The 26,014-nt window shown below is 40.7% G+C and carries 22 protein-coding genes and 11 tRNA genes; 6 read left to right on the forward strand and 27 right to left on the reverse strand.

Translation table 11 applies throughout. From position 1 onward, the window contains the following. Positions 1 to 29: 29 nt before the first annotated feature. Positions 30 to 1,970, reverse strand: a complete 1,941-nt coding sequence (locus VK159_RS04705) for a M1 family metallopeptidase (RefSeq protein ID WP_324228994.1) — start codon at positions 1,968 to 1,970, stop codon at positions 30 to 32. A 226-nt stretch (positions 1,971 to 2,196) separates the two neighbouring features. Here VK159_RS04705 and VK159_RS04710 point away from each other — a divergent pair, with 226 nt between their 5' ends. The 3 genes from VK159_RS04710 to VK159_RS04720 are packed head-to-tail and all read left to right on the forward strand — an operon-like array spanning position 2,197 to position 4,168. Next, complete coding sequence (locus VK159_RS04710; RefSeq protein WP_324228995.1) at positions 2,197 to 3,042, forward strand: alpha/beta hydrolase; 846 nt, start codon at positions 2,197 to 2,199, stop codon at positions 3,040 to 3,042. Between the two features lie 39 nt (positions 3,043 to 3,081). Continuing rightward, on the forward strand, positions 3,082 to 3,573 hold the full coding sequence (locus tag VK159_RS04715) for a sigma-70 family RNA polymerase sigma factor (RefSeq protein WP_324228996.1): 492 nt from the start codon (positions 3,082 to 3,084) through the stop codon (positions 3,571 to 3,573). Continuing rightward, positions 3,560 to 4,168: a hypothetical protein gene (locus tag VK159_RS04720; RefSeq protein WP_324228997.1), complete on the forward strand. Its 609-nt coding sequence runs from the start codon at positions 3,560 to 3,562 to the stop codon at positions 4,166 to 4,168. The genes VK159_RS04715 and VK159_RS04720 overlap by 14 nt, the downstream gene beginning before the upstream one ends. Here the strand turns inward: VK159_RS04720 and VK159_RS04725 are convergent, their stop codons facing one another. The 22 genes from VK159_RS04725 to VK159_RS04830 form a co-directional block, all read right to left on the reverse strand. Next, positions 4,169 to 4,777 carry a hypothetical protein gene (locus VK159_RS04725; RefSeq protein WP_324228998.1) on the reverse strand — a complete coding sequence of 203 codons (609 nt, stop codon included), beginning with the start codon at positions 4,775 to 4,777 and terminating at the stop codon, positions 4,169 to 4,171. 210 nt (positions 4,778 to 4,987) lie between these two features. Next, positions 4,988 to 6,433, reverse strand: a complete 1,446-nt coding sequence (locus VK159_RS04730; RefSeq protein WP_324228999.1) for an RtcB family protein — start codon at positions 6,431 to 6,433, stop codon at positions 4,988 to 4,990. 5 nt (positions 6,434 to 6,438) lie between these two features. After that, positions 6,439 to 6,996, reverse strand: a complete 558-nt coding sequence (locus tag VK159_RS04735) for a DinB family protein (protein ID WP_324229000.1) — start codon at positions 6,994 to 6,996, stop codon at positions 6,439 to 6,441. Between the two features lie 126 nt (positions 6,997 to 7,122). Next, on the reverse strand, positions 7,123 to 8,220 hold the full coding sequence (locus VK159_RS04740; protein WP_324229001.1) for a slipin family protein: 1,098 nt from the start codon (positions 8,218 to 8,220) through the stop codon (positions 7,123 to 7,125). A gap of 700 nt (positions 8,221 to 8,920) precedes the next feature. After that, on the reverse strand, positions 8,921 to 9,997 hold the full coding sequence (locus VK159_RS04745; protein ID WP_324229002.1) for an AAA family ATPase: 1,077 nt from the start codon (positions 9,995 to 9,997) through the stop codon (positions 8,921 to 8,923). Positions 9,998 to 10,106: 109 nt separating this feature from the next. Further along, positions 10,107 to 10,589, reverse strand: a complete 483-nt coding sequence (locus VK159_RS04750) for a ribonuclease H-like YkuK family protein (RefSeq protein ID WP_324229003.1) — start codon at positions 10,587 to 10,589, stop codon at positions 10,107 to 10,109. 187 nt (positions 10,590 to 10,776) lie between these two features. Beyond that, positions 10,777 to 10,863, reverse strand: a tRNA-Ser gene (locus VK159_RS04755). Between the two features lie 7 nt (positions 10,864 to 10,870). Further along, positions 10,871 to 10,942 (reverse strand) — tRNA-Asn (locus tag VK159_RS04760). A gap of 4 nt (positions 10,943 to 10,946) precedes the next feature. Then, a tRNA-Lys gene (locus VK159_RS04765) sits at positions 10,947 to 11,020 on the reverse strand. 5 nt (positions 11,021 to 11,025) lie between these two features. Next, positions 11,026 to 11,097: transfer RNA gene (locus tag VK159_RS04770), tRNA-Val, on the reverse strand. Positions 11,098 to 11,103: 6 nt separating this feature from the next. Beyond that, positions 11,104 to 11,178, reverse strand: a tRNA-Ile gene (locus VK159_RS04775). Between the two features lie 8 nt (positions 11,179 to 11,186). Beyond that, positions 11,187 to 11,259: transfer RNA gene (locus tag VK159_RS04780), tRNA-Ile, on the reverse strand. A 7-nt stretch (positions 11,260 to 11,266) separates the two neighbouring features. Further along, a tRNA-Met gene (locus VK159_RS04785) sits at positions 11,267 to 11,338 on the reverse strand. Positions 11,339 to 11,346: 8 nt separating this feature from the next. Next, positions 11,347 to 11,419 (reverse strand) — tRNA-Arg (locus VK159_RS04790). 101 nt (positions 11,420 to 11,520) lie between these two features. Then, positions 11,521 to 11,593: transfer RNA gene (locus tag VK159_RS04795), tRNA-His, on the reverse strand. 5 nt (positions 11,594 to 11,598) lie between these two features. Continuing rightward, positions 11,599 to 11,671, reverse strand: a tRNA-Gln gene (locus VK159_RS04800). Between the two features lie 215 nt (positions 11,672 to 11,886). Further along, positions 11,887 to 11,970 (reverse strand) — tRNA-Pro (locus VK159_RS04805). 82 nt (positions 11,971 to 12,052) lie between these two features. Beyond that, a complete protein-coding gene (locus VK159_RS04810; protein ID WP_324229004.1) occupies positions 12,053 to 12,190 on the reverse strand; it encodes a hypothetical protein in 138 nt (45 codons plus the stop codon). A 78-nt stretch (positions 12,191 to 12,268) separates the two neighbouring features. After that, complete coding sequence (locus tag VK159_RS04815; protein ID WP_324229005.1) at positions 12,269 to 12,424, reverse strand: hypothetical protein; 156 nt, start codon at positions 12,422 to 12,424, stop codon at positions 12,269 to 12,271. A 317-nt stretch (positions 12,425 to 12,741) separates the two neighbouring features. Beyond that, the gene (locus VK159_RS04820) at positions 12,742 to 13,152 is read right to left on the reverse strand and encodes a Dabb family protein (protein ID WP_324229006.1); all 411 of its coding nucleotides are present in this window, start codon (positions 13,150 to 13,152) and stop codon (positions 12,742 to 12,744) included. A gap of 35 nt (positions 13,153 to 13,187) precedes the next feature. Beyond that, the gene (locus VK159_RS04825; RefSeq protein WP_324229007.1) at positions 13,188 to 14,297 is read right to left on the reverse strand and encodes a PA0069 family radical SAM protein; all 1,110 of its coding nucleotides are present in this window, start codon (positions 14,295 to 14,297) and stop codon (positions 13,188 to 13,190) included. 183 nt (positions 14,298 to 14,480) lie between these two features. After that, positions 14,481 to 15,104 (reverse strand): 2'-5' RNA ligase family protein, encoded by a 624-nt coding sequence (locus VK159_RS04830; RefSeq protein WP_324229008.1) that lies wholly within the window; start codon positions 15,102 to 15,104, stop codon positions 14,481 to 14,483. Positions 15,105 to 15,394: 290 nt separating this feature from the next. On the opposite strand from VK159_RS04830, the gene VK159_RS04835 reads away from it, so the two are divergent. Continuing rightward, positions 15,395 to 15,844, forward strand: a complete 450-nt coding sequence (locus VK159_RS04835; protein ID WP_324229009.1) for a translesion error-prone DNA polymerase V autoproteolytic subunit — start codon at positions 15,395 to 15,397, stop codon at positions 15,842 to 15,844. A gap of 33 nt (positions 15,845 to 15,877) precedes the next feature. Continuing rightward, positions 15,878 to 17,233 carry a Y-family DNA polymerase gene (locus VK159_RS04840; protein WP_324229010.1) on the forward strand — a complete coding sequence of 452 codons (1,356 nt, stop codon included), beginning with the start codon at positions 15,878 to 15,880 and terminating at the stop codon, positions 17,231 to 17,233. Here the strand turns inward: VK159_RS04840 and VK159_RS04845 are convergent. The 3 genes from VK159_RS04845 to VK159_RS04855 all read right to left on the reverse strand — a co-directional run bounded on the left by VK159_RS04845 (position 17,230) and on the right by VK159_RS04855 (position 21,875). After that, complete coding sequence (locus VK159_RS04845) at positions 17,230 to 18,168, reverse strand: DUF72 domain-containing protein (protein ID WP_324229011.1); 939 nt, start codon at positions 18,166 to 18,168, stop codon at positions 17,230 to 17,232. The genes VK159_RS04840 and VK159_RS04845 overlap by 4 nt on opposite strands. Before the next feature lie 111 nt (positions 18,169 to 18,279). Beyond that, entirely contained in the window at positions 18,280 to 20,889 is a 2,610-nt protein-coding gene (locus VK159_RS04850) for an MGH1-like glycoside hydrolase domain-containing protein (RefSeq protein ID WP_324229012.1), read from the reverse strand. Between the two features lie 179 nt (positions 20,890 to 21,068). Then, positions 21,069 to 21,875 (reverse strand): N-acetylmuramoyl-L-alanine amidase, encoded by an 807-nt coding sequence (locus VK159_RS04855; protein ID WP_324229013.1) that lies wholly within the window; start codon positions 21,873 to 21,875, stop codon positions 21,069 to 21,071. A gap of 136 nt (positions 21,876 to 22,011) precedes the next feature. Here VK159_RS04855 and VK159_RS04860 point away from each other — a divergent pair, with 136 nt between their 5' ends. Then, positions 22,012 to 22,599 carry a WG repeat-containing protein gene (locus tag VK159_RS04860; RefSeq protein WP_324229014.1) on the forward strand — a complete coding sequence of 196 codons (588 nt, stop codon included), beginning with the start codon at positions 22,012 to 22,014 and terminating at the stop codon, positions 22,597 to 22,599. A gap of 49 nt (positions 22,600 to 22,648) precedes the next feature. On the opposite strand, the gene VK159_RS04865 is transcribed toward VK159_RS04860, so the two are convergent. Next, the gene (locus tag VK159_RS04865; RefSeq protein WP_324229015.1) at positions 22,649 to 26,008 is read right to left on the reverse strand and encodes a methylmalonyl-CoA mutase family protein; all 3,360 of its coding nucleotides are present in this window, start codon (positions 26,006 to 26,008) and stop codon (positions 22,649 to 22,651) included. Positions 26,009 to 26,014 lie beyond the last annotated feature (6 nt).

Raw genomic sequence — 26,014 nt, forward strand, 5'->3', positions numbered from 1 at the left:
CAATGATCGGGGATTCTTTTTATCATATTTTATTTCTCCCATTTATTATTAGCCGGGTTCATATCAGGCAACCGCATTTCAGGATCAACAATTACTTCTTTCACTGCAGCTTTTGTTGCAACAGGGAAAGTCCACGTATCGCCACGTTGCCAAACTTCAACGGGCAGTTTAATGAGTTGCTCAACTCCATTTACATCAACCACTTTTACAGTTACAGGCATGGGCATTTTTTCAAGCAGCTGCAATTTAATGGTAACACCGCTGATGCCGCCTTCATTCAATGGTTTTACTTCATTCACTGCCACATCAAACTTCCATGTGTTCAATACCCAGCTGCGCCAGAACCAATTGAGATCTTCACCGGCAACATTTTCAATGGTGTGAAAGAAATCCCAGGGAGTTGGATGTTTAAATGCCCAACGATGAACATACTCTTTCAATGCACGGTCAAAACGTTCTGCACCCAATACTTCATTCCGTAATACATACAACATCATTCCCGGTTTAAAATAAGCAGCTACTCCAAGGTTTTGTTGCTGCAAAACATCAGCACCATTCAGCATACCATCCATTTTATCGCCAAACATATAATTGGCCATACCGCTTGCACTTGGCACTTCTTTATACTCCCCATTATTAAAAGCTTCACCTGAAAGTATGTTGATGAATGTATTGAACCCTTCATCCATCCATGCAAATTTGCGTTCGTTGCTTCCAACGATCATGGGAAACCAGGTGTGTCCAAATTCATGATCTGTTACACCAAACAACCCTGCTTCTGTTGCGGCTGCACTGCAAAACACAATACCGGGATATTCCATTCCACCTACAATACCAGCCACATTTGTTGCAACAGGATAAGGAAACTCATATAAGTACTTGCTGTAAAACTCAATACTTGCTTTTGTATATTCAGTTGAACGACGCCAATCGTTTCCATCTTTTTTCGATGCACTTTCTTTTGGATACACACTTACTGCCATTGCCGTTTTTCCACTCGGCAAATTCATACGTGCTGCATCCATGATGAAGGCAGTACTGGCGGCCCATGCCACATCTCTTGTATTTTCACATTTGAATTTCCAGGTAGTGAATGGATTACCGGGGCGAGAGGAAGCTTTATTCACTTCATCAGCCGAACGGATCACTACTGTTTTATCACTCTTCATTGCATCGCCCCAACGTTTGATCTGCTCTGCAGTAAAACATTCTTCCGCATTCATTAAACCCCCACTTCCTACAACGATCATATTCGATGGTGCGGTAATGCTGTATTCAATTGTCCCATATTCCAGGTAAAACTCACCTGCACCCAGATAAGGATTTACGTTCCATCCATTAATATCATCATACACACATGCACGTGGAAACCATTGTGCCACTTCGTACACCCAGCCATCTTTTTGTTTCAAACGACCCATACGATCGGTTCCATATTCAGGAACCGTAAACTTGTATTCAATCACAATTTTTGCAGATGCACCTGCATTCTTTAATACTTCGGGTAACCATACCTGCATGCGTGTATCTGTTACCTGGTATTTTGTATCAACCAGTTTTCCGTTCTGTTCAATTTTTACTGATTGGATCATATGACCATCAGTGAACTCACCGTTGGCCCAACGTCCGCCCAGCGTTGTGGTAGTAGCCGAGCCACGTGAATCTTTACGATAAATATTCTGATCGAGCTGTAACCATAGAAAACTTAACGCATCAGGACTGTTGTTGACATACTGTAACGCAACGGTGCCGCCTACTGTATGTTTATCCGGATCGATGGTTGCCTGTATAGTATAATTGGCCTGGTTCTGCCAATACTTTGGCCCGGGCTGACCGCTGGCACTCCTGTATTCATTACCAAAGTTTGGATAGAAGAACGGATGAAACGCTTCACGATGATCGTACTTACTCTGTGCAAGCAATACAGTGGCAACACACACACTCACTGCCAGGAAAAATAATCTCTTCATAGTTGTGATTAATAGTAGCGCTAAAGAAACGAAGCTTTGCCTATATGGGAAAGAATATTTTGTTAAAAGGTAAGCCCAGTATGACTTTGTACATTTCAAACGCCCGGGTTGGCAAGTCGATTACCCTTCCCAAAAAAAATATTTTTCTTTTTCTGTAATAATCGTTCAGGCCCTGCATCAAATAGCTGTAAACGAAAAAAAACAAGTAATTATAAAATACATCATCATGAAGAAAATCATCGCCCTCTTAACCATCAGCCTTATCATCGTTCAGGCAAATGCTCAAACCAATGCGTTTAAAGTAGAAGTAACTGGCAAAGGTCAGCCCATTATCCTTATTCCCGGCTATAGTTGCAGCGGTGAGGTTTGGAACGAAACGGTTGCTCATCTGAAAGACCGCTACGAATGTCATGTGATCACCATTGCAGGTTATGCAGGTGTGCCTAAACTGGACACACCTATTCTTAAAACCGTGCGTAACGAACTCATCAACTATGTAAAAACAAAAAAGCTGAACAAGCCAATGTTGATCGGTCATAGTTTGGGTGCCTTTATGAGTTTGTGGGTGAGCAGTGTGGAGCCAGATCTGTTTGGAAAGATCATTTGCGTAGATGGGTTACCTTTTGTATCGGCCGTTTCAGATACCACTGCCAATGCAGAAGTGTTGAAAAAGAATCCACAGTTCAACCCGGAAGCTGTAGCAAAGAATTTTGAAATGATCCCCAACGAAAATTATGTAAAGAATATGACGGGTGCGATGTTGTACCAGGTGAAGGATACAGCACGTGCAGTTCAAATTGCTACCTGGAGTTCGCAGTGTGATCGCCGCACATTGGGTTATACCATTGTTGAAATATCAACTACCGATCTGCGTGAAGACATTGCAAAGATCAAACAACCGGTATTAGTACTCGGGAGTATTTATGGTACAGAAGCAAACAGCCATGTAATGTTGAATCACCAGTTCAGAAACGTACCCAACAAAACCATTGAAGTAGCCAACAGCAAACATTTTATTATGTATGATGTGCCTGAGTGGTTCTATGCAAAAGTGGATGCATTCTTACAATAAATTTTGCAAAACCAAATTCAACATTATCTTACCGCTGCAATGAGACAGGAAGAACAGTTTACAGCATTATACAAGCAATACGCTCCAGGTATTCGCAAGCTCTGTTTGGGTTATACCGGCGATGCAATGCTGGCCGAAGATCTGTTGCAGGAGAGCTTTGTGAAAGTGTGGAAGAATATGGAAAAGTTCAGAGGTGATGCCGCTTGGAGTACATGGATCTATCGGATTGCCGCCAACACCTGTTTAACACACCTGCGAAAAAAGAACGAACAGTTTGTAGATGCTGATGAAGAACGATTGGCGATGATACCGGATGATGAGCGCAACAAGGAACAGGAAGTACAGTTGCTGTACAAATGCATCAGCAAACTGGCAGAAACAGACAGACTGATCATTACACTGGTACTCGAAGACAAACCTTATGAAGAAATTGCCGAGATCACCGGCATTACTGAAAATAACCTGCGTGTAAAAATTCACCGTATTAAAAAACAGCTCAGCGAAATTTACAACAGTTATGAAAGACTTTGATGCAATAAAAGATTTGTGGCAACAGTCGAAACCGGCTGAACAAAAAACAGTGGACCTGCAGGCCATCACCCGTCAATCGAAAGATACGAGGACGAAGCTATTCCGGCAGTTGCTGTTTGGTGGTATCACCTTATTCTTTACCGTTGTGTTCATCACCTGGATGATGTATTTCAGTACGATGAAACTCACTTGGTTCGTTACACATATTGCCGTATGGATCATTAACACAACCGTTCTGTTACAATCTGCCCTTACACTTTTCACCGCTTACAAAGTAAGCTTAGTAGATGATACATTGCCGCCTGCACAACACCTGCAGCAATGGGAAGATTATTATGCATTCCGTAAAAAACAAATTCAATGGAATAAACCCCTCTACTTTTTGTTTCTGAATTTAGGTATGGGTTTGTATTTTTTAGAAGTGGTGCATGGCCGCCCAATCGGTTATATTATCCTGCTGATTGCGGTGTACTGCGGCTGGATGCTGTATGCGTATTTCATTCTCGGTAAACGCATTTTAGAAAAAGAAGAAAAGCGCTTAAAAGGAATTATGGATGAGTTGAAGTTGATTGAAGAGCAGTTGAAGGCGGAATGATTAAGCCTTGGGAGTTCGATACCCCGTTTTGATCTTCCAGTATTCAATGTAGTAAGCAATTTTAGGGATAGATAGATCTAAGAGTCTTGGAAATTTATACTCTGCTTTAATGAAATTATGTTCAGCCGGCTCATAGTAATAGATCACCAGGCTTCTAATAGTATCTTCCCCTCTATCCTCATCCTTAATATAAGTGGCACCTATAATATGCCATTCATAATAACAATCCGTCTCTTTAAGCCAGATGCCTTTCTTATTAATAATAATTTTAGGCTTTCTATCATAGGAGAGAACAAATGTATATATGAATAAGCAGGCAAAAGGAATAATCACTAGCATAAAAAAAATACTTGGTGAATTAAAATACTCGTAGAGAAGGGTAAGAATAAATACTAACAAAGCAGTTGAAATTATGATATAAGCTTTCTTACTTCTCCGCACAATTATTTCTTCCTTTTCCGGTGGAATATCATCTACTTCATTACCAACGTCCCACGTGCTTATGTAAACATCTCCCTTTTCTTTGAACCAGCCAGCTGGCTTTTCTTTGTACAACTCATTTATCAAGCGTACTAATTCAATCTTTCTTTTTTCAAAGGCATCATCCATATTCATAAAGATAATCCCTGCTGTCAATTTCAGAAAAAATCATGTTTTTAATAGCCCGCTCCTATGGAGCGGAAAACAAATCAACATTTTTCTACCAACAGATTGTCCCTAGGGGACATAAAACAAAAAACTCCTGCTACATTTCTGCAGCAGGAGTTTAATTTGAATGCTAGCTTTTGCCTATTGACAATTGCCTATTGCTGATTGCCCTTACTCTCCTTCCACTTCTCTCGTCTTCTGCCAAGGCTTGATACTCGGCCCATCCATCTTCACGATCTTGGGTGTAAACTTTCCAACAACATCAACCAACGATTGCTGGCTCTGCATCACCAATTCAATATCCTTGTAAGCAAATGGAGCTTCATCTAATCCGCCTCCCATTAATTTCACGCCATGCTTTTTCAATTCATCTTTCAATGCATTGTGCGTAATACTTTGCATAGCTTTTGAACGACTCATTAAACGTCCTGCTCCATGTGAAGCAGAATTCACCGATGCCATTTCACCTTTACCTTTTACAATAAAGCCTGCGGCTGTCATGCTTCCCGGAATAATACCCAGTACATCTTTACCTGCTGGTGTTGCACCCTTACGATGAACGATCACATCTCTTCCTTCCCACTTTTCTTTCCACGCAAAATTGTGATGATTCTCCACCATCTTCATGGGTCTTCGTCCAAGTTGTTTGGCGATCTTTTGATGAATCACATGATGACAGGCACTTGCATAATCACCGGCTAAATTCATCGCTAACCAATATTCCATTCCTGCTTCTTCATCAAGATTTAACCAGGCAAGATTTTTTGCATCTTGCGGTAAACGTCGTTTGCTGATAGCGATCTTGGTATAATGGTTGGCAATATTTGCACCTAACGCTCTTGAACCGGAGTGACTTAACAGCCCGACATACTTACCAGCTTCCACACCCAGCTTTTCATCTTTCTCTGCAATTTCAACGATACCAAATTCAACAAAGTGATTACCGCTTCCGCTGCTACCTAATTGTTTCCATGCACGACCATGCAGATTTTTCAGCAACGGTAATTCAAAGAACAATTCGTTATCCATCACTTCATGATCTTCGCTTTGCTTGAACTGTGCACCGCTACCGAATAAAGTAGCTTCGCCAATTTCTCTTGCAAAAAAAGCTTCACGTTGTACCAACTCTTTCGGATCGATATCAAAAATGCTCAAACACATTCTGCAACCAATATCTACACCAACACCATAAGGTATCACTGCATTCTCTGTAGCTAACACGCCACCGATCGGTAAACCATATCCGTGATGTGCATCGGGCATTAAGGCACCGGCAACTGCCACAGGTAATTTTGCTGCGGTGTACATCTGGTGCATGGCACTTTGTTCAATATGCTCACTTCCGAAAACACTAAATTGAATTCCGTTTTGATTCAACGACAACTCTCCTTCACTTTCTTTTTCGTCCGGCATCAATTGTTTTGCGATCAATGCCAGCACGGCATCATCTAAATAATTTGCAGGTGATGCCAACACTGCTTTCAACAGTTCCATAACTTCCTCCTTTGTGTGATGCTTGTAATTTTTCTGCATCACATTCATAGCGACGCTGATCACCGGTCCTTCCGGGTAGCCAATCGCTCTTAATTCTTTTCCTGATATTTTTAACTTGCTCATTGTTCTTACTTTTTAAATTCTTCACGCACTTTTTCCATTTGGGTTAAGTGCCTGTTTACGTGCTGCACCAAAAAATGGATATAGTGATACACATCAATCTTTCCGAGATCATTAACACTCATCATTGTTTTGTAAAGCACTCCTTCTCCCTTAGGCATTTGATCAAGAAATGACAGACATTCCAGCATTTGTTCTTTCAAAGTTGACTTGATTTCGTTTAATGACAATGTCCCTTTTGGTTCCATATGCTCAGGCCTGTTCCATTTAAAAGAATTGTGTTCGCCAATCATTTTCAATTTATCCCAATCCAAATCATAGTTAAGAAGCAAATCATCATAGTTTTTATCTTTTGCTATTTCAACAGCTTTTGCTGTTCCTTTTCTGATAAGAATTAGTAAGAAATGATTGGTGATAGAAACATGTTCCAATACTTCTCTGATTGTCCATCCACCTTTAGCAGGTCGATAATCTAATAGTTCATCATTCGCTTCAAAACACAAAAACAAATCAGCAAATGCTTTTGATAGATCTTCCCTAATCCTAGTAATTACATTTTGTATCATAATTTGATTAAAGCTAAATAGGTTTATTCAATAGAATTCCCAACCGCACAATTGTGCGACGCAACAAAAACTCAATAGTAGCAGTGGCGGCAACAAAATAATCATCACTCACCACTACTTACCATTTTATTTCTGCGGTACGAAAATCTGCTTCAATTGCTCGATCAACACACCGTTACCACTTACACTGATGTTGCTGATCTTGTCGGCGATCTTTTCTACATATTCCATTTCCTTCAGTTTCCACAACATCGCATTTTCTTCCATCAGCTTGGCAGTGTTGAGCAAGCTACGGGTGCTGGCAGTTTCTTCACGACGCATGATGCTGTTGGTCTGTGCTTTCTTTTCGGCAATCAACACCTGGTTCATGATCTCTTTTACATCGCCTGGCAAAACAATATCACGGATGCCGAAGCCCATCACTTCAATACCCAACGCTTCCGCTTTCTCTTTTACCTGTGCCAGCACAAAAGGAGCTACCGCTTCTTTTTTCTCCAGCAATTCATCGAAACCATAACCGGCAATGTACTCACGCAAGGCCAGTTGAAAAGCCACATACAATTGTTGATCGTAGGCTTTGTTTTGCAACAACGCTTTTTCAATATCGGCCACCTGGTATTGTGCCCATGCATTCAAACGCAAAGCCGCTTTGTCTTTGGTTAGAATTTCCTGGCCGTTGATCTCCAGTTGCTGCTTACGCATATCTACTTTACCTACATGCACTGCAATGTTATTCTTCCACCAATAGTACACACCGCTGTTCAGAGTTTCTACATATTTACCATCTACAAACAGTACCGCTTTTTCATAGCTCTCAACAGAGTAGCTACGCACATAGCTTGCCAGCAAACGATTTTGCAATACCACACGATCAATTTCTTTTTCAATTTCGATGCTGCCGATATCGGCACGAACAAAAGTATAATCGATCACTCCTTTCCAGTAAGTATAACGACCTGCAGTCAATACCTGTTTCAGCAAACCGTTCTCGTATTGCAATACGATCTCATTGTCTTTTACCTCAACCACCTGCAATGCTTCGGCCAGTTCAGCATCTTTCAAAAGAATGTTCAATTCAATTGGTGCCACAAATGGTTTGGTAAGATCGTACACATACGCTTCCTTGTTCCACAACCAATACTTACCTTCTTTCAGCATGTATTTATACACGCCATCTTTAAATACCAATGCCACCTGGTAGGCATTTACTTTTACACGTTTCATTGTTTATTGCTTTGTTAGCGGGTTATTACACCCACTGCTTTTTAAAAAATAATAAAGCCGGCTGTATGATCATCCTGTTATTACGGAAGCGGAATTTCTGTACTGCTGTTGCAACCGGTTCATCAAACACCTGTTGATGATGTTTGTATCATCAATTCTGAATGATGAAGCAACTGCTGTTACAATACTTCTATGTTCGCTTTCGGGTAATTACCTGATTGCAGTTTGTATGGATTTATCGATAACGATTTATTCATTCGCACTGCCGGTCAATCACCCGGCTTTATTTGTTGGTCAGCATTTGAGAAGCGCTGTACTTCGTCTGCTACATTATCAGTGTAGTGTTCTACCATTGAACTATTCACCCTTGAGATGAAACAGGATTCGAACCTGTACTTGGGAGCTGACACTCTAGCCACTTGAGTTACCCCGTTTTTACGGGAGAAGGATTCGAACCTTCGTCCTTCAGCGTATTGGCAGGCATAGCACAACTGCAACAACAGCATACAACAGGTTACTACCGTTGCACTATCGTGCTTCTTTGAAACACAGATCCGGTTTGCTGTCAATCTGCATATACCTGTCTTGCCGTGAAGCAAGCTCTTTATTGTCTGAACCATGATTTGGGGAGATGAAACAGATTCATAAGATTATTCTCTTCATAATCCATTAAATCCACCCAAATCCCGGTTCAGACATTTTAATTCATTAATTCCACCTGTCTGCGAAAACCAATCACTTCAACTTTTTCAACCTGTTGTGTTTTTTCATGCGGGTTGGCAATCTCTGCAATGGTCATCGGTTGATCAATCAGCTTATCGAAACCAAAATGATTTGATAAACGATTGGCTTTCTCCACACCCAATTTTCCAAACTCATACTTTGCGATCAGTCTTCCTTTGCGCATCAACGCACTATCAACCATGGTTAGCGAACTGTTGAAGGTGCAGATCAATTGCACATTCAGAAAATCAGCCAGTAACCCATCCGAAATATTCAACAGGTTCGATACAGATGAGCTGCTGCTGTACTTTCTGTCCATGATAATATTCTCTGCATCCTCAATGATCAATACCGTGTTGGGGTTATCAATGAGCAGTTCAATAAAATCAGGGTTCATCAAATTACCGGCAACCGAAGGCGACAGGAACAACACACGTTTCTTGATTTTTCCAACCAGGTAACGCAGGTAGGTTGTTTTGCCCGTGCCGGGTAACCCATGCAGCAATACAATTCCTTTGTCGTTCTTTTGACTCAATCTTTTTCTGATCACTTCATCTACTTCCTTAAAATCATCTTCATAAAAAAGATTCAAATCAAGCTTGGTACGTTTGATCTCCATTGCTTTTAAACCGAGATGACTCCTGTTCTGCACGATCAGGTTGATCTCCAAAGGTTGCCGACGTTGTCGTTCCTTAAACTGATTCACCATTATGGTGAGTTCCTGCACAAACGATTCATTTGTTCCGTCGTGTAATACTTCGCAATAGTCATCATCAAATTCAAGTATGCAATTATTGGTTAAGATCACCACTGTCTTATCGAACTGGAATTTCTTTTTCTTTTGCTTGTACCAGCGTGTCTGATGAATATCCTTTATCATTTCAGCATAACGCTCCTTAAATACTCCAAATGCTTTTTCACCATCGATATAATTCATGAAATGAATACTCGGCAAGCTGTTGAAACAATACAGGTATAAAATTTTCGTATCCAAAAAATTATCAGAAAACACATTGTTCGCACTGATCACTTTTTGATTAAATAAACTGTCCATTGTTTTAAATTTTTAATTGTCTGAACCTTGATTTTTAGGATGATTGGGATTTACAGGATTACATATATTTCCTAATTGTCCCAATCATCTCATATATCCCGGTTCTGATTTATTGTACCACTTTATTTGCGCAACTGGAACTGGCGAAGGCTTCCGGTTTTGCTTTGAACGCAAAGCCCATCCCCATGATATAACCCATTGCTTCTTTCAACGCATCATTACTTTTAAAAGAAGGGTTGGTGTTAATATCAGCATGCACTTCCATATCCACATCATACAAGGTGAACAACATGCACAATCCATAAGCCACATCAATGCTCATGGCAACTTCTGTTAACATCCGTTGCTTGATGCTCATTTTTTGTTTTGTTGTTTCATTGTGGATGTACATGAAACCACCTTTTCCTTTCCGGATGAAAACGATCACGGTTGCAAATTCAGTTTCCCTGCTTTTCACCTGGCTATCGGTACCAATGCACACTTTCAGTTCGTGTCCCATTTCTTTTTCACGTACCAATACAGCTCTTACTTCGTCCTCAATAGGCCGCCGAATTTTTTCTCCGTTCAATTTTCTCCATTGCCGCTGTACCATTGTTTTACATTTTTAATTTTTCATTCTTCATTTCTCATTTAAAGTGGTGCCCCGTGGAATTGAACCACGATGTCCGGGATTTCACTCCGGTGCATATATCCATTCTGCCAAAGCACCATTTGTTTGTTACAGTTACTGACTGATATCTTATTTCCTCATCATCGAACTAAACTGTTCCAAACAATTGCGGAGAGTAAAGGAATCGAACCTTTGTATCGAATAAACGACAGCCCAAGCTTAGCAGGCTGGCACATTACCACTCTGTCAACTCTCCAATTATGAGGATGAAGAAAGATTCGAACTTTCAACCAACGGTCTAACAAACCGCCGCTCTGCCGTTGAGCTATTCATCCATTGTAGTCCCGCTGGGACTCGAACCCAGAACCCTCCGGTTAAAAGCCGGATACATCTACCAATTGAGCTACGAGACTATTTGTTGCGACTGTTGGAATCGAACCAACTACCACTATCTTGTAACGATAGTTTTCTACCATTGAATTAAGTCGCACTGTTGTGATGACTGAAAGACTCGAACTTTCAACCTTTACCGTATCAGGGTAATGCTCTCAACCAATTGAGCTAAGTCATCTTTTTTTGTTGACCCAATCAGATTTGAACTGATAACCTTGAACGTATAAGGTTCCTGCTCTCACCATTGAGCTATGGGTCAATGATTGTTGCGGCTACAGGATTCGAACCTGCAACTAAGGCTTATGAGACCTTCGAGTTAACCGTTACTCTAAACCACAATCTGTTGTTGACTTAACAAGAGTCGAACTTGTATCTCTGCGTTCGTAGCGCAGTATTCTCATCCATTGAACTATAAGTCAAATTTGTACGGCTTTCAGATTCGAACCGAATACAATCATCTGCTACTTACCTCTCAGAAAGCGAGGGAGATGATCATGTTACCATTACACCAAACCGTATTGGTTGACTCCGGGACTCGAACCCTGTTCTTCACATTCACAGTGTGATGCTTTACCAGATAAACGAAAGCCAACAATTGCTATTGAGGATAGATTCGAACTATCATCATCAGTGTCAAAGACTGATATGCTAAACCATTGCACCACTCAATAATTTGTAACCCAGGCCGGATTCGAACCGACATTTTCTTTTGCAAGAACAGTATGGCTGTAAATGCGCTTCCCTACTTTGTATCTACATTTCGGTGCAACTGCAAATTCTATTCATCAAAACGATTAGTAATGACGACATCTTCCATACACTACACGGCTTAGTCAATACTTTTTCCGCAGCTTTTCCTTTTAAGCTACAGGGTCATTCATTTCTGTATAGCAGACAGGACTCGAACCTGTAGCCTCTCCGTTCCAGGGGGAGTATCCAATCCCGAAAGCTTTCGGGAGAATGCTGCTATTTGTTTTATGCAAAACAGTTTTGGAAAAGCGCCCCGTTGCATCTCACGGGGTACGCTTATTTCCCTCCTCTGCACTATAATATCACCGCAACTGATGTGCTGCAGGGTGTAATACATTCTCCTGCACATTCACATCATTGTTGTTATCCTCTTCATCATTTTTGTTGCTGATCATTTGTAAAACCAAACGAACGATCAACACAATTACAATCAGTTGCATTTCATCCTCCTTTTTTTCATCGAACAAAAAAGCCCGGTCAATTTACGACCGGGCTTTGCTCTTCCGCTACATAAGTATTTATGTATGGATACAATCCGGTCGCTTATGAATAAAATCAAGTACATAACTATTGGGCATACCATTCCTGTTTGATTGCAGTAACCAACTATGCATTGATGATTTCATTGCATGTGTTAAACTCAATCGTATGTCTTCTCGTTTTGTTCTGATCATTTATTCATTTTTTTAAATAGTGTTTTTCATTTCATAGCAACGGCCTTTGTTACGTTAAACCTTTAAAACAAAAAACCCCGCAATCTCTTGCGGGGTTTGTGTTATAGCGAATTCGTTTCTTCAACTTTATTCAACAGCAGCACGTGCCCCGCAAACAGTATAGTCTCCCTTGGGACTAAAACAATTCACTTGTTCGATATGTAACTGTATGCGTAGCATTTTTTGTTGTTTATAATTTTTGTGAGTGCAAAGATGAATTTATTTTTTTGATGTTGCCAACTTTTTCAAAAGAAATTTTAAAAATATTTTTTTGAACGTCAAACATCAACAGAATCATACACGATCACTTTGCTCCAAACATGCGAACACTCTTCAATAAATTTTAAGTGGATTGGATCGGTTTGATAGCTGGCCTGATCGGCACCGTTAGCAAACTGAACAAACCATGAAACGGCATAGCCCGTTTCAATTACTTCACGGTTGGTATCGGCCGGTTTGCCGATGTGAAAGTTTTGAATAGTTTTTACTTTCGACAGTTTGGTTAGACCTTCCACGAGCTTATCCCTGTCGGCTTTACTGTCTGCATTCTTCAGCCAGAAATACACATGGTGAATGAAGATGTTCTTTAATTCTTTGTCCATTGGTTTTTGTTTGAACGAAGATAAGCCGGCAATAGCAGCCGTGGCTGCAGAAAGTTTTGCGATGAATGATTTGCGGGTTTGTTGCATAACGATTGTTTGATGCGTTAAGTTACATTACAATTCTAAAACAAACTCGTCTGCATCCCCGGCCTCCGAAACTTTGTTCTGTCCAAACTCCATTCCTCTGCATTCATACCATACAACTTACCGTACTTTTTGTATTGCTGTGCTACCAGTTGAGCAATAGCTCCTTCGCCACGCATGCGCACACCAAAACGGGTGTCGTTCACTTTTCCATCATGACTGTGTTCAATGTAGTGCCATACTTTATCGGCACGATCAGGAAAGTTTTTATACAACCAGTCGTGAAATAAAAATTTGATGGCGCCATTCAATCGAATAAATGTATAAGCAGTAAACGTTGCACCGTTATCTCGTGCAGCTTTCATAATGCGTTGCATTTCGTGTTCGTTCAGCCCGGGTATCATCGGCCCCATCATAATACCCATACGCACACCCGCACTGCTGAGTTCGTTAATCACTTTCAGTTTTGCTTTGGCTGTTACGGTACGTGGCTCCATCACTCTTCTTAAATCTTCATTGAACGATGTGATAGATACCATGGCCGATACAATATTCTTCTTGCCCATTTCCTGCAACACATCTTTGTCTTTGAGTATCCATGCATTTTTGGTGAGTATGCCTACAGGTTGATTAAACTCATTACATACTTCCAGCAATCCTCTTGTCAACCGATAGGTTTGTTCGGCGGGTTGATAACAATCGGTATTACCGCTGAGCATGATGGGTGTAGCATCCCACTTGGGGTGCATTAAAAATTTACGCAGCAACTCCGGTGCATTTTTTTTAATGAGGATCTTTTGTTCAAAATCCATTCCTGCACTGTAACCCCAGTACTCATGCACATTGCGTGCATAACAGTAAATACATCCGTGCTCACAACCTGCGTATGGATTCATACTATAACTCATCCCTACATCAGGACTTTCCACTTTGTTCACGATTGTTTTAGGATGCACTTCGATGTATTGTGTTTTCAGGTTGGTTTCTTCCCACTCATCAATGCCTTCGATATGTTCTTTGGTGACTTCGTTTTTTAAAAAGCGGTTCTTAGTGTTGAACTGTGCGCCACGGCCGGCATGATAAGGCTGTGTTTCGTCGGCATCTTTCGGTTTCACTTTATAATGATCCTGTTGTAGTTTCTCTGACATGATATTTTGTTTTGAACCACGGAGACACAAAGACACAGAGTTGCTCTAATTAAAATACACTCTCTGTGTACCCTGTGTCTCTGTGGTTAATAAAAGATGAATAGAATTGTAGCAGCACAATAGTGTCCTTCGACAAGCTCAGGATAAACTGCAACGAAAGTTTAATAGATGTACAATTGATGACTATCCAAATAATTCCCCCTGCTTTGTAGTAATGGCGAGGTTTTGAAACTCGAACCGTTTTACGATCTGGTAACTCAACTCACCTACCGGACGTTTCAATAACAACATACCATCGGCAATGAAGCGACCGGTGAAATGTTTATGACTGTACTCAAGCCAGCCTTTCTCGTATTGCCAGGGTTGCAGTTTGCGTGCAATGGTGAGATGTGGTTCGAGAATGAAATGCGGTTTATTATCGTCATTGAGTTTCATGAGTCGTTGCGCTTCTGTACGAATTGTTTTTACTAATGATTGTATCGGCAACTTGCTCACTACGTTGATGTAAATAGTATGACTTGGAAAACCTCCATAATCACGCAGCTCTACTTTAACAGGATGAAAGCCCATTGCAATCATATTGAGCCGATTCACCAATCGTTCTTCCATTAATCCGTATTGCAGAAAATTGGCGAGTGTAATGTGTGGCTTACCTCCAATGGCCGATGATGCTTTGTACACATCATAAAACTCCTGTTTCACTTTCTTGATCCTGTTCCTTAATTCTTCATGCGGGTTTAATACAAGCAGGTACTCGTAAATACGATAGCCGGGAATGGTTGTTGTTGTGATTGATTGTAATTGCATGACCCATCGTTTAAGCCTCACCCTCGTTCCCTCTCCAATAGAGAGGGAGGCCAGGCAAGTAGTTATTAATTGAAATACTGTTGTACACTTCTGCTGATTGCACAATCATCTTTTTGCTGAGAGATAATTGACAGCAGGATGGGGTTTGCTGAAGTAGCAATTTCAAAAAAATATTTCCTGAAACCGCACTACTAAATTACTAAAAGTTTTAGCTTTACCAAACTTTCTTACGAACCCAGACATATTTTTTTATCACCACTCTTTGCACTGCGGGAGTTAAATTATTTTTTATGGATGGGGAAGATTTTTTTGGCGCCGCTTATAAAGGCAGCAAACAGTTTACACAACAGCAGGTGAAAACAGCCAACGCCACCGGCTTTGGTGCTGCCGCTGATGATTATGCTGAACGTGGTATTGATTTAAATGAACAGCTCATTAAAAACAAACCTGCTACATTCTTTTTTAAAATGAAAGGTGATGCCATGCAGCAGGCAGGGATTTTTGATGACGATATCTTAATTGTTGATCGCTCGTTGAAATTAGTAAATGGAAAAATTATTGTTGCGGTGCTGAATGGTGAATTACTGGTGCGGCGGTTTCATAAAAATTTTTCATCGGCGTTTTTAATACCGGAGAATACAAGATACAAACCTGTGAACCTCGCAGAGTTTAGTGATTTTAAGATATGGGGAGTGGTAATTCATAGTATTCATTCGTTTGAAAAATCAGTGAAACCCTGACGGCGGTTCGATGAACAATGAACTGAAAAAATTATGGCAACAACAATACAATCCATACAAACCGACCTGTTCGCACAACACACTGTGAATGGAAACTACCGTAGTATGTATGCCATTGTTGATTGTAATAATTTCTATTGCTCCTGCGAGCGTTTATTCAAACCGCACCTGGATAACAAACCTGTTGTTGTACTCAGCAATAACGATGGCTGTATTATCAGCCGCAGCGATGAAGCAAAGTTGTTGGGTGTAGATATGGCCGGACCTTATTTCATGGCGAAGCCATTGATTAAAAAACATGATGTAGCTGTGTTCAGTAGCAACTACAACTTGTATGGCGATTTGAGTATGCGGGTGATGGATACACTGCGGGCCATCATGGGTGATCAAAATGTTGAAGTCTACTCTGTAGATGAAGCATTTGTAAATCTGAGTCTGTTCCCCACAGAAGAACTCGATCGTATTGCACGTGATATGAAAGCAACGGTAGAACAATGGACGGGCATTAAAGTATCCATCGGCGTTGCACCAACCAAAGTATTATCCAAGCTGGCGAATCGCTTATCGAAAAAGAATAAAGAAAAATCAGGTGGTGTGATTGTACTGGATACAATCGAAAAAATAAAAAAGGCATTAGCCATCACTCCGGTGGGTGATATCTGGGGAGTAGGTGGACAATATGCTAAGAAATTAAAAGAACAATGGTTTATTGATGATGCATTGCAGCTGAGTAAAATGAGTGAAGAGTTTGGCAGGCTACATTTAGGTGGCGTGGTGGGTGTGCGTTTGATCCGTGAACTTAATGGCATTGCATCAAAAGATATGCAGGACGAACTGCTGAATAAAAAAATGATCGCTACCACACGCATGTTCGGCAGCCCGGTTGGCGATATCAATGATATTAAAGAGGCCGTTGCTACCTATACATCAAGGGCTGCCGAAAAATTAAGAAGGCAACACAGTGCTGCCAATATCATCAGCATATTTGTGGTGTCGAAAGAAGAAAATCACAACGCAACATTTAACCGGGGCATTACACATAGCAGATACACCACTTTGCCCACTGCTACTTCGTTTACCAATGAATTAATTAAGCCTGCTGTTGCAATGGTTGATCGTTTATTCAAAGAAGGAACGTTGTACAAAAAAGCAGGTGTGATGTTAAGTGGACTTGTACCCGATGCATCAATCCAGGGAAATTTATTTTTGCCCGAAACAAAAAATAATGGTCGGTTGCTGATGGACATGATCGACAATATCAATTTCAGTCAACGGGATGATGTGTTGAAGTTTGCAGCCAGCGGCACTACCAGAGACTGGAAGATGCGGCAGGAGTTACGCAGTCCACGGTATACAACACGATGGGAAGAATTGTATGAAGTGCATTAATCAAACAATCCTCGTTGCTTTGGCTTTGGTTTTTCACTCACACCGCCTTCAATAAACTTTGGCTTGATCAAATTCAATCCCATCTCCTTATTCATCTTGTCAACCAAATAAACAGTCAGCTCCGGTGATGTTGCTTCATCATGCATATGCATAAAAAAATAAGTTTCTTCCATGCCTTGTTGCATCCAATGCTTCATACGATCCACCCATACATCGCAACGGGTGTAATCAGATTTGTGTAAACTGTTGCCTACATAACGGATGAATACTTTTGGAACAGTTAGATGCATGTGTGCACAATCTCTACGGCCTGCAGTATCGGTGATGACTGCACCAATGTTCAGTTGTTTTAAAGTAGTAAAGAATTCGTTTCGTATTTCTTCTTTCCCAAACCAATCAGGATGACGAACTTCTAAAAAGAACTGCAGGTCTTTTGGCAGCGATGCCATGTAATCAAACAATTCCTGCTTACGTTTTGGAGAAAAAGTATCGCTCACCTGCACGAAGATGGGACCGAGATGTTCTTCAAACCCTACAATACCACGGAAGAATTCATTGGTAATAAAATCTTTCCCTTTCAAACTTCCACGATGCGTTACGCCTTGATACATCTTGGGACAAAACTTAAAGTCTTTTCCTTTTGCCGCCTCTGCCCATTTACGTGTACCCGCTTCACCATATACTTTATAATGCGTGGCGTTGAGTTCAATACTATTGTAATGTTCAACATAGTGTTTCAAAAAATCTTTCTCTTTTGTTTTGGGCGGATAGATCTTGCCCACCCATTCTGTTCGTCCCCATTTGGCACAGCCCAAATAAACCTTTGCATCTTTTACAGCTTTTCCGCTGAGCACTGTTTTATTAAACAGAGGTTCAGCAGGCAATGAAAAATCAATGCTGTCTAATAGCTGTTCATCAACTCTTCCAAATTCCATATATGCAATTTATGCCGCCATACAGATTATAAGGCTAATTTTTTACTGCGGTATAATACTATCAAAGATTTCCATGTTGCTCTTTGAGCTACTTCGTAAATCAAGATGGTATTACTGGAACTCGTGCAGTAATTCAGCAACAAGAGCCGTCCATCCTGTTTGATGGTTTGCGCCTAATCCTTTGCCGCTATCACCATTGAAATATTCGTAAAAGAGTATCAAATGTTCATTGCCCGGTTGTTTGTAAAACCAATTGTAATCTTCGTAACAACGGCGTTCCCCTTTTTCGTTTATGCTGAACATGTTTATAATACGATTTGATAATTCTTTTGCCACATCTCTCAGGTTCAGGTAGTTTCCTGAATCGGTTGGATATTCCACTTTCACGCTATCACCATAAAAATCACCAAAACTTTTGATTGCCTGAATGGTAAGAAAATTCAATGGTAACCACACAGGTCCACGCCAGTTACTGTTACCACCAAACATATCACTGGTGCTGTCACCCGGATCGTATTTGATAGAATATATCTGTCCATCGATTTCCACTGAATAAGGGTTTGCTTCATGATCTTTTGACAAAGCCCTGATGCCTCCTACTGATAAAAATTCTGACTCATCTAACAAACGTGTAAGTATTGCCAGTAACCGTTCTCTAGGCACAAGAGAAATAAGGATCTCTTCGCTATCACTCTTTTCTTCGTTCGGCCAAAAACGTCCTTTTGATTTTCGGTAATTCTCAAACCATGAAATACGTTTTCTGAAATCACGCAGCCTTGCCAAACTTCCTCTGTGTATAGTTGATACTGCAAACAGACTTGTTAACCCTACCGCAGATTTTATACGTAACGGTAAATGACTTCCATCGTGCAGCACCAATACATCGTAATAGAATTTATCTTCTTCGTTCCAGGTATGTTGTTCATTCAATGCTTCAGCGATCAATACAAAATGTTCGAAGAAACGTGTAGCTGTATCTTCAAACGCATCATCATACATGGCGATCTCCAATGCAATGTCCATCATGTTCAATGCATACATCCCCATCCATGCAGTACCATCGGCCTGCTCCAGTTGATGATTGCCGGGAATATGATGAGAGCGATTGAATACTCCAATATTATCAAGACCCAAGAAGCCGCCTTGAAATAAATTATTTCCGTTTTCATCTTTCCGGTTGATCCACCAGGTAAAATTGATAATGAGTTTTTGAAAGATGCGTTTCAAAAATTGAACATCACCTTTTCCTGTGCGTCGCTTTTCAATATTGTAAACATACCAGGCCGCTGTTGCATGCACCGGTGGGTTTACATCACCAAAATTCCATTCGTATGCAGGTAACTGTCCATCCGGCTTCATATACCACTCACGCATGATGAGCAGCAGTTGATGTTTTGCAAACACCGGATCAACTGCCGCCATTGCAATACATTGAAAAGCCAGATCCCATGCTGCATACCAGGGATATTCCCATTTATCGGGCATGGAAATAACATCTGCGTTTTTCAGATGCGTCCAGTCACTATTTCGTCCAAACTTCTTTCCGTTATTCGGAGAGGTAATACCATCACCCTCATTGATCCATTGCTCAACATCAAACGAATAAAATTGCTTGCTCCACAACAAACCTGCATAAGCCTGACGTGAAATACGTTTCTGATCTTCAGTTAAAGCAGGGGAAATAACCGATGCATAAAAATCATCAGCCTCCTGTTTTCGTTGCTGAAACAAATGTTCAAAGCCATCATAGAAAGGTTGATCCATATAACCATCTACGAGCCTGCAGTAAAGTGTTTTTGTTTCATGTGCTTTTAAGTGGAGGTTATAAACGGGCGCACATTTCGTTCCTTCCCTTTTCTCACGCAGCTTCTTTTTATTCTTGTTACTGATCACTGCATCATGAAACGCATCCTTTACAAAAATGGATTTGTTTGATGTGCCATTGAATTTCTCTTTATTGGTTTCGTTTTCTGTAAACCAAAGATCATCCGCATCTGAAAAATAAAAATAATAATCACCAAGACGGTTATGCCATGCATGCACACTGTTCTTGTTTACATATTCCAGCAATGGCTTCATCTGCTTCTCATCATTACTCCACTTGTTCGAAAACCAGAGTGTAGGTAATACCGTAAGATCGGCTGAACGATGATACAGATTGGTAATATCAATCTTAATGAATACATCGTTACTGCTTTGTTTCGCATAGGTCACCTTTACATCAAAGTAATGATTGTTACGAAAAGCAGGTGTATCTAAAATTTCATACTCAGGCTCAAGCCTATTACGTTTTTTATTTTCTTCGTAGAGTTTTTTATAAGGAAATGCACTTTGCGGATACTTGTATAAATATTCCATGTAATAGTGCGACGGAACATTATCAAGGTAGTAGTACAATTCTTTTACATCTTCACCATGGTTGCCACTATAGTTGCCAACGCCGAATAAGCGTTCTTTTAAGATCGGATCCTTTCCGTTCCATAACGCCACACAAAAACAAAGATTCTGGAAATAATCGGAGATGCCGGCCAATCCATCTTCGCCCCATAAATAGGAACGAAAGTGAGAATGTTCAAAAGGAAAATAACCCCACGCATCTCCATGTTCACCATAATCTTCACGTACCGTTCCCCATTGCCGTTCACTGAGGTAAGGTCCCCAACGTTCGAGCGGAACAGTTTTATTTGCATTTTCTGATAATCGTTGTTGCTCTGCTGTCATACTTTTTTATTTAACCGATTCTTCAAAAGGTAGCGGATTCATGAACAGGCAATATATCGTTTTTTAGACACGTTCACCCTTACGATACAATATCGCAATCGTTTCCTGTTGCAATCTTTTTAATATGGAGCAATCACAGAACAGATGATTCTGTTAAGAACAATCGAAGTTGATTAAAGTTACAGGTATTTTTTATGTAGCTGAAACAGCACTTTTTTGGCCTCGGGAGTCATTCCTTTTGTTGTATCCATCAGGAAATGCCGTTTAAATCCAACAATTGCTGCCGATGTGTCTTTTACATCGTAACCAACAATACGGATAGCTGTAAGGTAATCAAAATTTTCAGGCACCTGCACATTGCTGGTATCGCTCCACCATAAACCAAATCCTTTTTCACTCAAGGTTTGCCATGGGAAACGCCAGTTAGGATCATTTTTACGGGTAGGTGCAATATCACCATGACCGATAAAATTAGCTGCAGGTATATTGAAAGATCTTTTTAATCGCTCCAGTAATAAATTCAAACTGTTCAATTGTCGTTCATCAAATGATTCAAAGCCATTATTGTCTAACTCGATGCCAATGCTGTTTGAATTAATATCGGTTGAGTTACCCCATCTGCTCACACCTGCATGATGGGCACGCAAATAATCGTTGAGCATATGATGCACGGTTCCATCTTTACAGATCACATAATGTGCACTCACCTGTGTGCGTGGCAGCGTAAACGTTTTTAATGTTTGTTCGCAACTGTTTTGTGCAGTATGATGAATGATGACAAAATTCGGTCGGCGCATCGACAGATTAGTCGTGCCAACAAAATAAGGCGCATTATTTACAGAGTCTTTTAATGGATACTGACTCAATAATTTCGCAAACGCCTTCGTTTGTTTTTTGTACGATTTGTTGGTAACCCTGTATGGATTGGTTGAACAACTGCTGATCAACAACGCCAAAAGGGGTAGTAGTAAGCACAGTTTCCTCATGGCAGCAAGTTACGTATTTAGAAGAAAAGCCCGTTTTCTGCTCATCGTCATTCCTTCTTATGCCTGTCATCATTGAATCAGATGAGATCAGTTTCTAACTTAACATATGATTTTTAACACACTAAAAATATGAACAATGAAAAAGTATCTCATTCTGATCATGCTGTTCATTGCTTTAGATTCAACTGCACAAAGCTGGGTGAAACTATACGACTATGTAGATGAGTTTGCGTTTGGTCTTGCAAAAGTTTCAAAAGAAAACAAGTATGGATATGTTAACACGAAAGGAGAATTGGTGGTGCCATTGATCTATGATGAAGCAATGACGCTTCGTGAAGGCAAAGCAACTGTACGTAAGGATAACAAATGGGGCTATATTGATTCAACCGGTAAGGAGGTTGAAGAATTCAAGTATGAAGATGCCGGCTGTTTCCGTGAAGGATTGGCTGTGGTGCGCATGCATGGCAAGTATGGTTTTGTTGACCATAATTTCGCCGTGGTAATTCCTTATCAGTTTGAAAACGCAAGAGGTTTTGCAGAAAGCTTAGCTCCTGTTTCAAACAGTAAGGGCTTATGGGGCTATATCAATAAGAAAGGAAACCTGGTGTTTGAATATCAATACAACTTTGCTGATTTCTTTGTTGATGGACAGGCTCGTGTAATGAAAAACGGGAACCTCATCATGATCGATAAGAAAGGAAAAGAAGTAAAAGAGAACGAATGATGAAGGTTTGTATTCGGAAAAATGCCGCTCAAATGAGCGGCATTTTTTATTACATATTTCTGCGGTACTGTCCGCCTACTTCGTAGAGTGCATGGGTGATTTGTCCTAATGAACAATACTTCGCTGTTTCCATGAGCTGGGCGAAAATATTACCGTTACTTACTGCCACTTCTTTCAACTTTTTTAACTCTGATGCACTTCGTTGCTCATTTCGTTTCCAGAAAGCATGCAGGTTGTTGATCTGTTGTTCTTTTTCTTCTGTTGTACTGCGGATCACTTCACCGGGAACAATTGTTGGGCTCCCTTTTTTATTAAGGAATGTATTTACGCCAACAATCGGCAATTCACCTGTGTGTTTCTGATGTTCGTAAAACAAACTTTCTTCCTGTATTTTATTACGTTGGTACATCCGCTCCATTGAACCCAACACGCCGCCACGTTCAGTTATACGGTTGAATTCGGTCATTACTGCGTCTTCAACTAAATCAGTCAACTCTTCAATTAAAAATGCACCCTGATTCGGGTTTTCGTTCTTCGCCGTACCGAGTTCTCTGTTAATGATCAACTGAATAGCCATTGCCCTGCGTACACTTTCTTCCGTTGGTGTGGTAATGGCTTCGTCGTATGCATTTGTGTGCAATGAATTACAGTTATCATAAATAGCATACAAAGCCTGTAACGTTGTGCGTATGTCGTTGAAATCAATTTCCTGCGCATGCAAACTGCGGCCACTTGTTTGAATATGATACTTCAACATCTGGCTGCGTTTATTGGCTTTGTATTTATACTTCATGGCCTTTGCCCATATCTTTCGTGCTACTCTGCCAATCACGCTATACTCAGGATCCATTCCATTGCTGAAGAAAAAGGAAAGGTTGGGTGCGAAATCATCGATGCTCATTCCCCGACTCAAATAGTATTCAACATACGTGAATCCATTTGCCAACGTGAATGCTAATTGTGTGATGGGATTTGCACCTGCTTCTGCAATATGATAACCGCTGATGCTGACACTATAAAAATTGCGAACATTCTGCAGAATAAAATATTCCTGCACATCACCCATCAGCTTCAATGCAAACTCTGTTGAGAAGATGCAGGTGTTTTGTGCCTGGTCTTCTTTCAAAATATCAGCTTGCACTGTTCCTCTCACCTGTTGCAATGCAGTTTGCCTGCATTGTTCATAGGCATCGGTAGGTAATACTTCATCGCCACTTAAGCCGAGTAATCGTAAACCAAGTCCGTTATTGCCTGATGGCAGTTCATTTGGTGAAGATGTATTGTTGTAAACAGGTTTTAATCCTTTGCCAAATTTCTTTTCAAATGCTGCATCAACTAAGTGCTGCTGCCCATTCGTCTCGATCCATTTCTCACATTGTTGATCAATAGCGGTGTTCATAAAAAACGCCAGCAACATCGGAGCCGGACCGTTGATGGTCATACTTACCGATGTCTTTGGATCACAGAGATCGAAACCGCTGTAGAGTTTTTTTGCATCATCCACCGTTGCAATACTTACACCGCTGTTTCCTACTTTACCATAAATGTCGGGACGATGAGCAGGATCTTCACCATATAATGTTACACTGTCGAATGCAGTTGATAAACGTTTGGCTGGTTGATCAAGTGAAACGTAGTGAAAACGTTTATTGGTACGTTCGGGACCACCTTCGCCAGCAAACATTCTCGTTGGATCTTCGCCTTCACGCTTTAATGGAAACACACCTGATGTAAATGGAAAACTGCCGGGCACATTTTCCTGTGCCTGCCATTTTAATAAATCGCCCCAGTCTTTGTACTTCGGCAACACCACTTTCGGAATACGTGTACCACTTAAGCTTGTGCTGAATAAAGGTTGTTTGATAATTTTATCACGCACCTTGTATTCATAGTGATCTTTCTGATATGCTTGTACTTTCTCCGGCCAATGTGCAATCAGTTTTTTTGCAACCGGTGTTTGCAGTTCGGTGAGTTGATGAATTTGCTTTTCAATTTCATCAATAACAGTTGCCGGTGCATTTGCGGACGTCAATGTTTGCTTAGCTCCCTGCAACTGGTAAATTTTTGAAGCAATTGCTGCCTGCTCTTCCACCAGTTGATTATAATCTTTAATGGCGTCAGCAATTTCACTGAGATAACGCACACGTGCCGGCGGAATGATCAATGATTTGCTTACCGTGTCTCTGTGTGTTACATGTTCAACGCCGCTAAACTTTGTATTGGTTTTTGCTTCTACAGCATGAATGATTTTTTCAAACAATTCATTTACACCTGCATCATTGAATTGTGAGGCAATCGTACCAACAATCGGCAACGTTTCATCCTTTGCCATAAACAGTTGATGGTTGCGTTTGTATTGTTTGCGTACATCGGCCAATGCATCCAATGCGCCTGCTTTATCAAATTTATTGATGGCAATTACATCGGCATAATCGAGCATGTTGATCTTTTCTAATTGTGATGCTGCACCATATTCCGGAGTCATCACATACAAACTCACATTACAATAGTCAAGAATTGATGCATCACTTTGTCCAACACCTGCACTTTCCAAAATAATAAAATCAAAGCCTGCTTCTTTACAAATGTCGATTGCTTCCTGCACATGTGCACTCAAGGCTTTATCGCTTTCTCTTGTGGCAAGGCTGCGCATGTAAGCACGTGGACTGGAGATAGAGTTCATACGAATACGATCGCCCAGCAATGCACCGCCTGTTTTTTTCTTCGACGGATCAACCGATATTACAGCAATGGTTTTATCAGTAAATGCATTCAAATAACGACGAACAATTTCATCTGTTACAGATGATTTACCTGCACCACCCGTACCCGTAATTCCAAGCACCGGGATATTGGATACTGGAATTTGGAATTTGGAATTCCCGTTACCATTTTCCGCATTGGTGATCTTTCTGGCAACCGTTCTTACATCTTTCAATTCGCCAAGCGTCATCGGGTTTTTATAATCACCACTTCCGTTCAATGAAACATCACATTGCTTGATGACATCTTCAATCATCCCTTCAAGACCCATATGTCTTCCATCGTCGGGCGAATAAATTCTGGTAATGCCGTATTGGTGCAGCTCTTCAATTTCTGTTGGAAGAATTGTTCCGCCACCACCTCCGAAAATTTTAATATGGCCGCAACCGTTTTCTTCCAGCAGATCTTTCATGTATTTGAAAAACTCCACATGACCGCCTTGATAAGATGTAATGGCAATACCCTGAGCATCTTCTTCAATCGCTGCTTCTACAATTTCATGCACACTCCGGTTATGACCGAGATGAATAATTTCAGCGCCTTTGCTTTGCATGATGCGGCGCATGATGTTGATGGCTGCATCATGCCCATCGAATAAACTGGCTGCTGTAACGATGCGGACTTTATTGGAGGGGGAATAATTCATATGTCG

Source organism: Lacibacter sp. (genome assembly GCF_035299325.1).
Classification (GTDB): Bacteria; Bacteroidota; Bacteroidia; order Chitinophagales; family Chitinophagaceae; genus Lacibacter.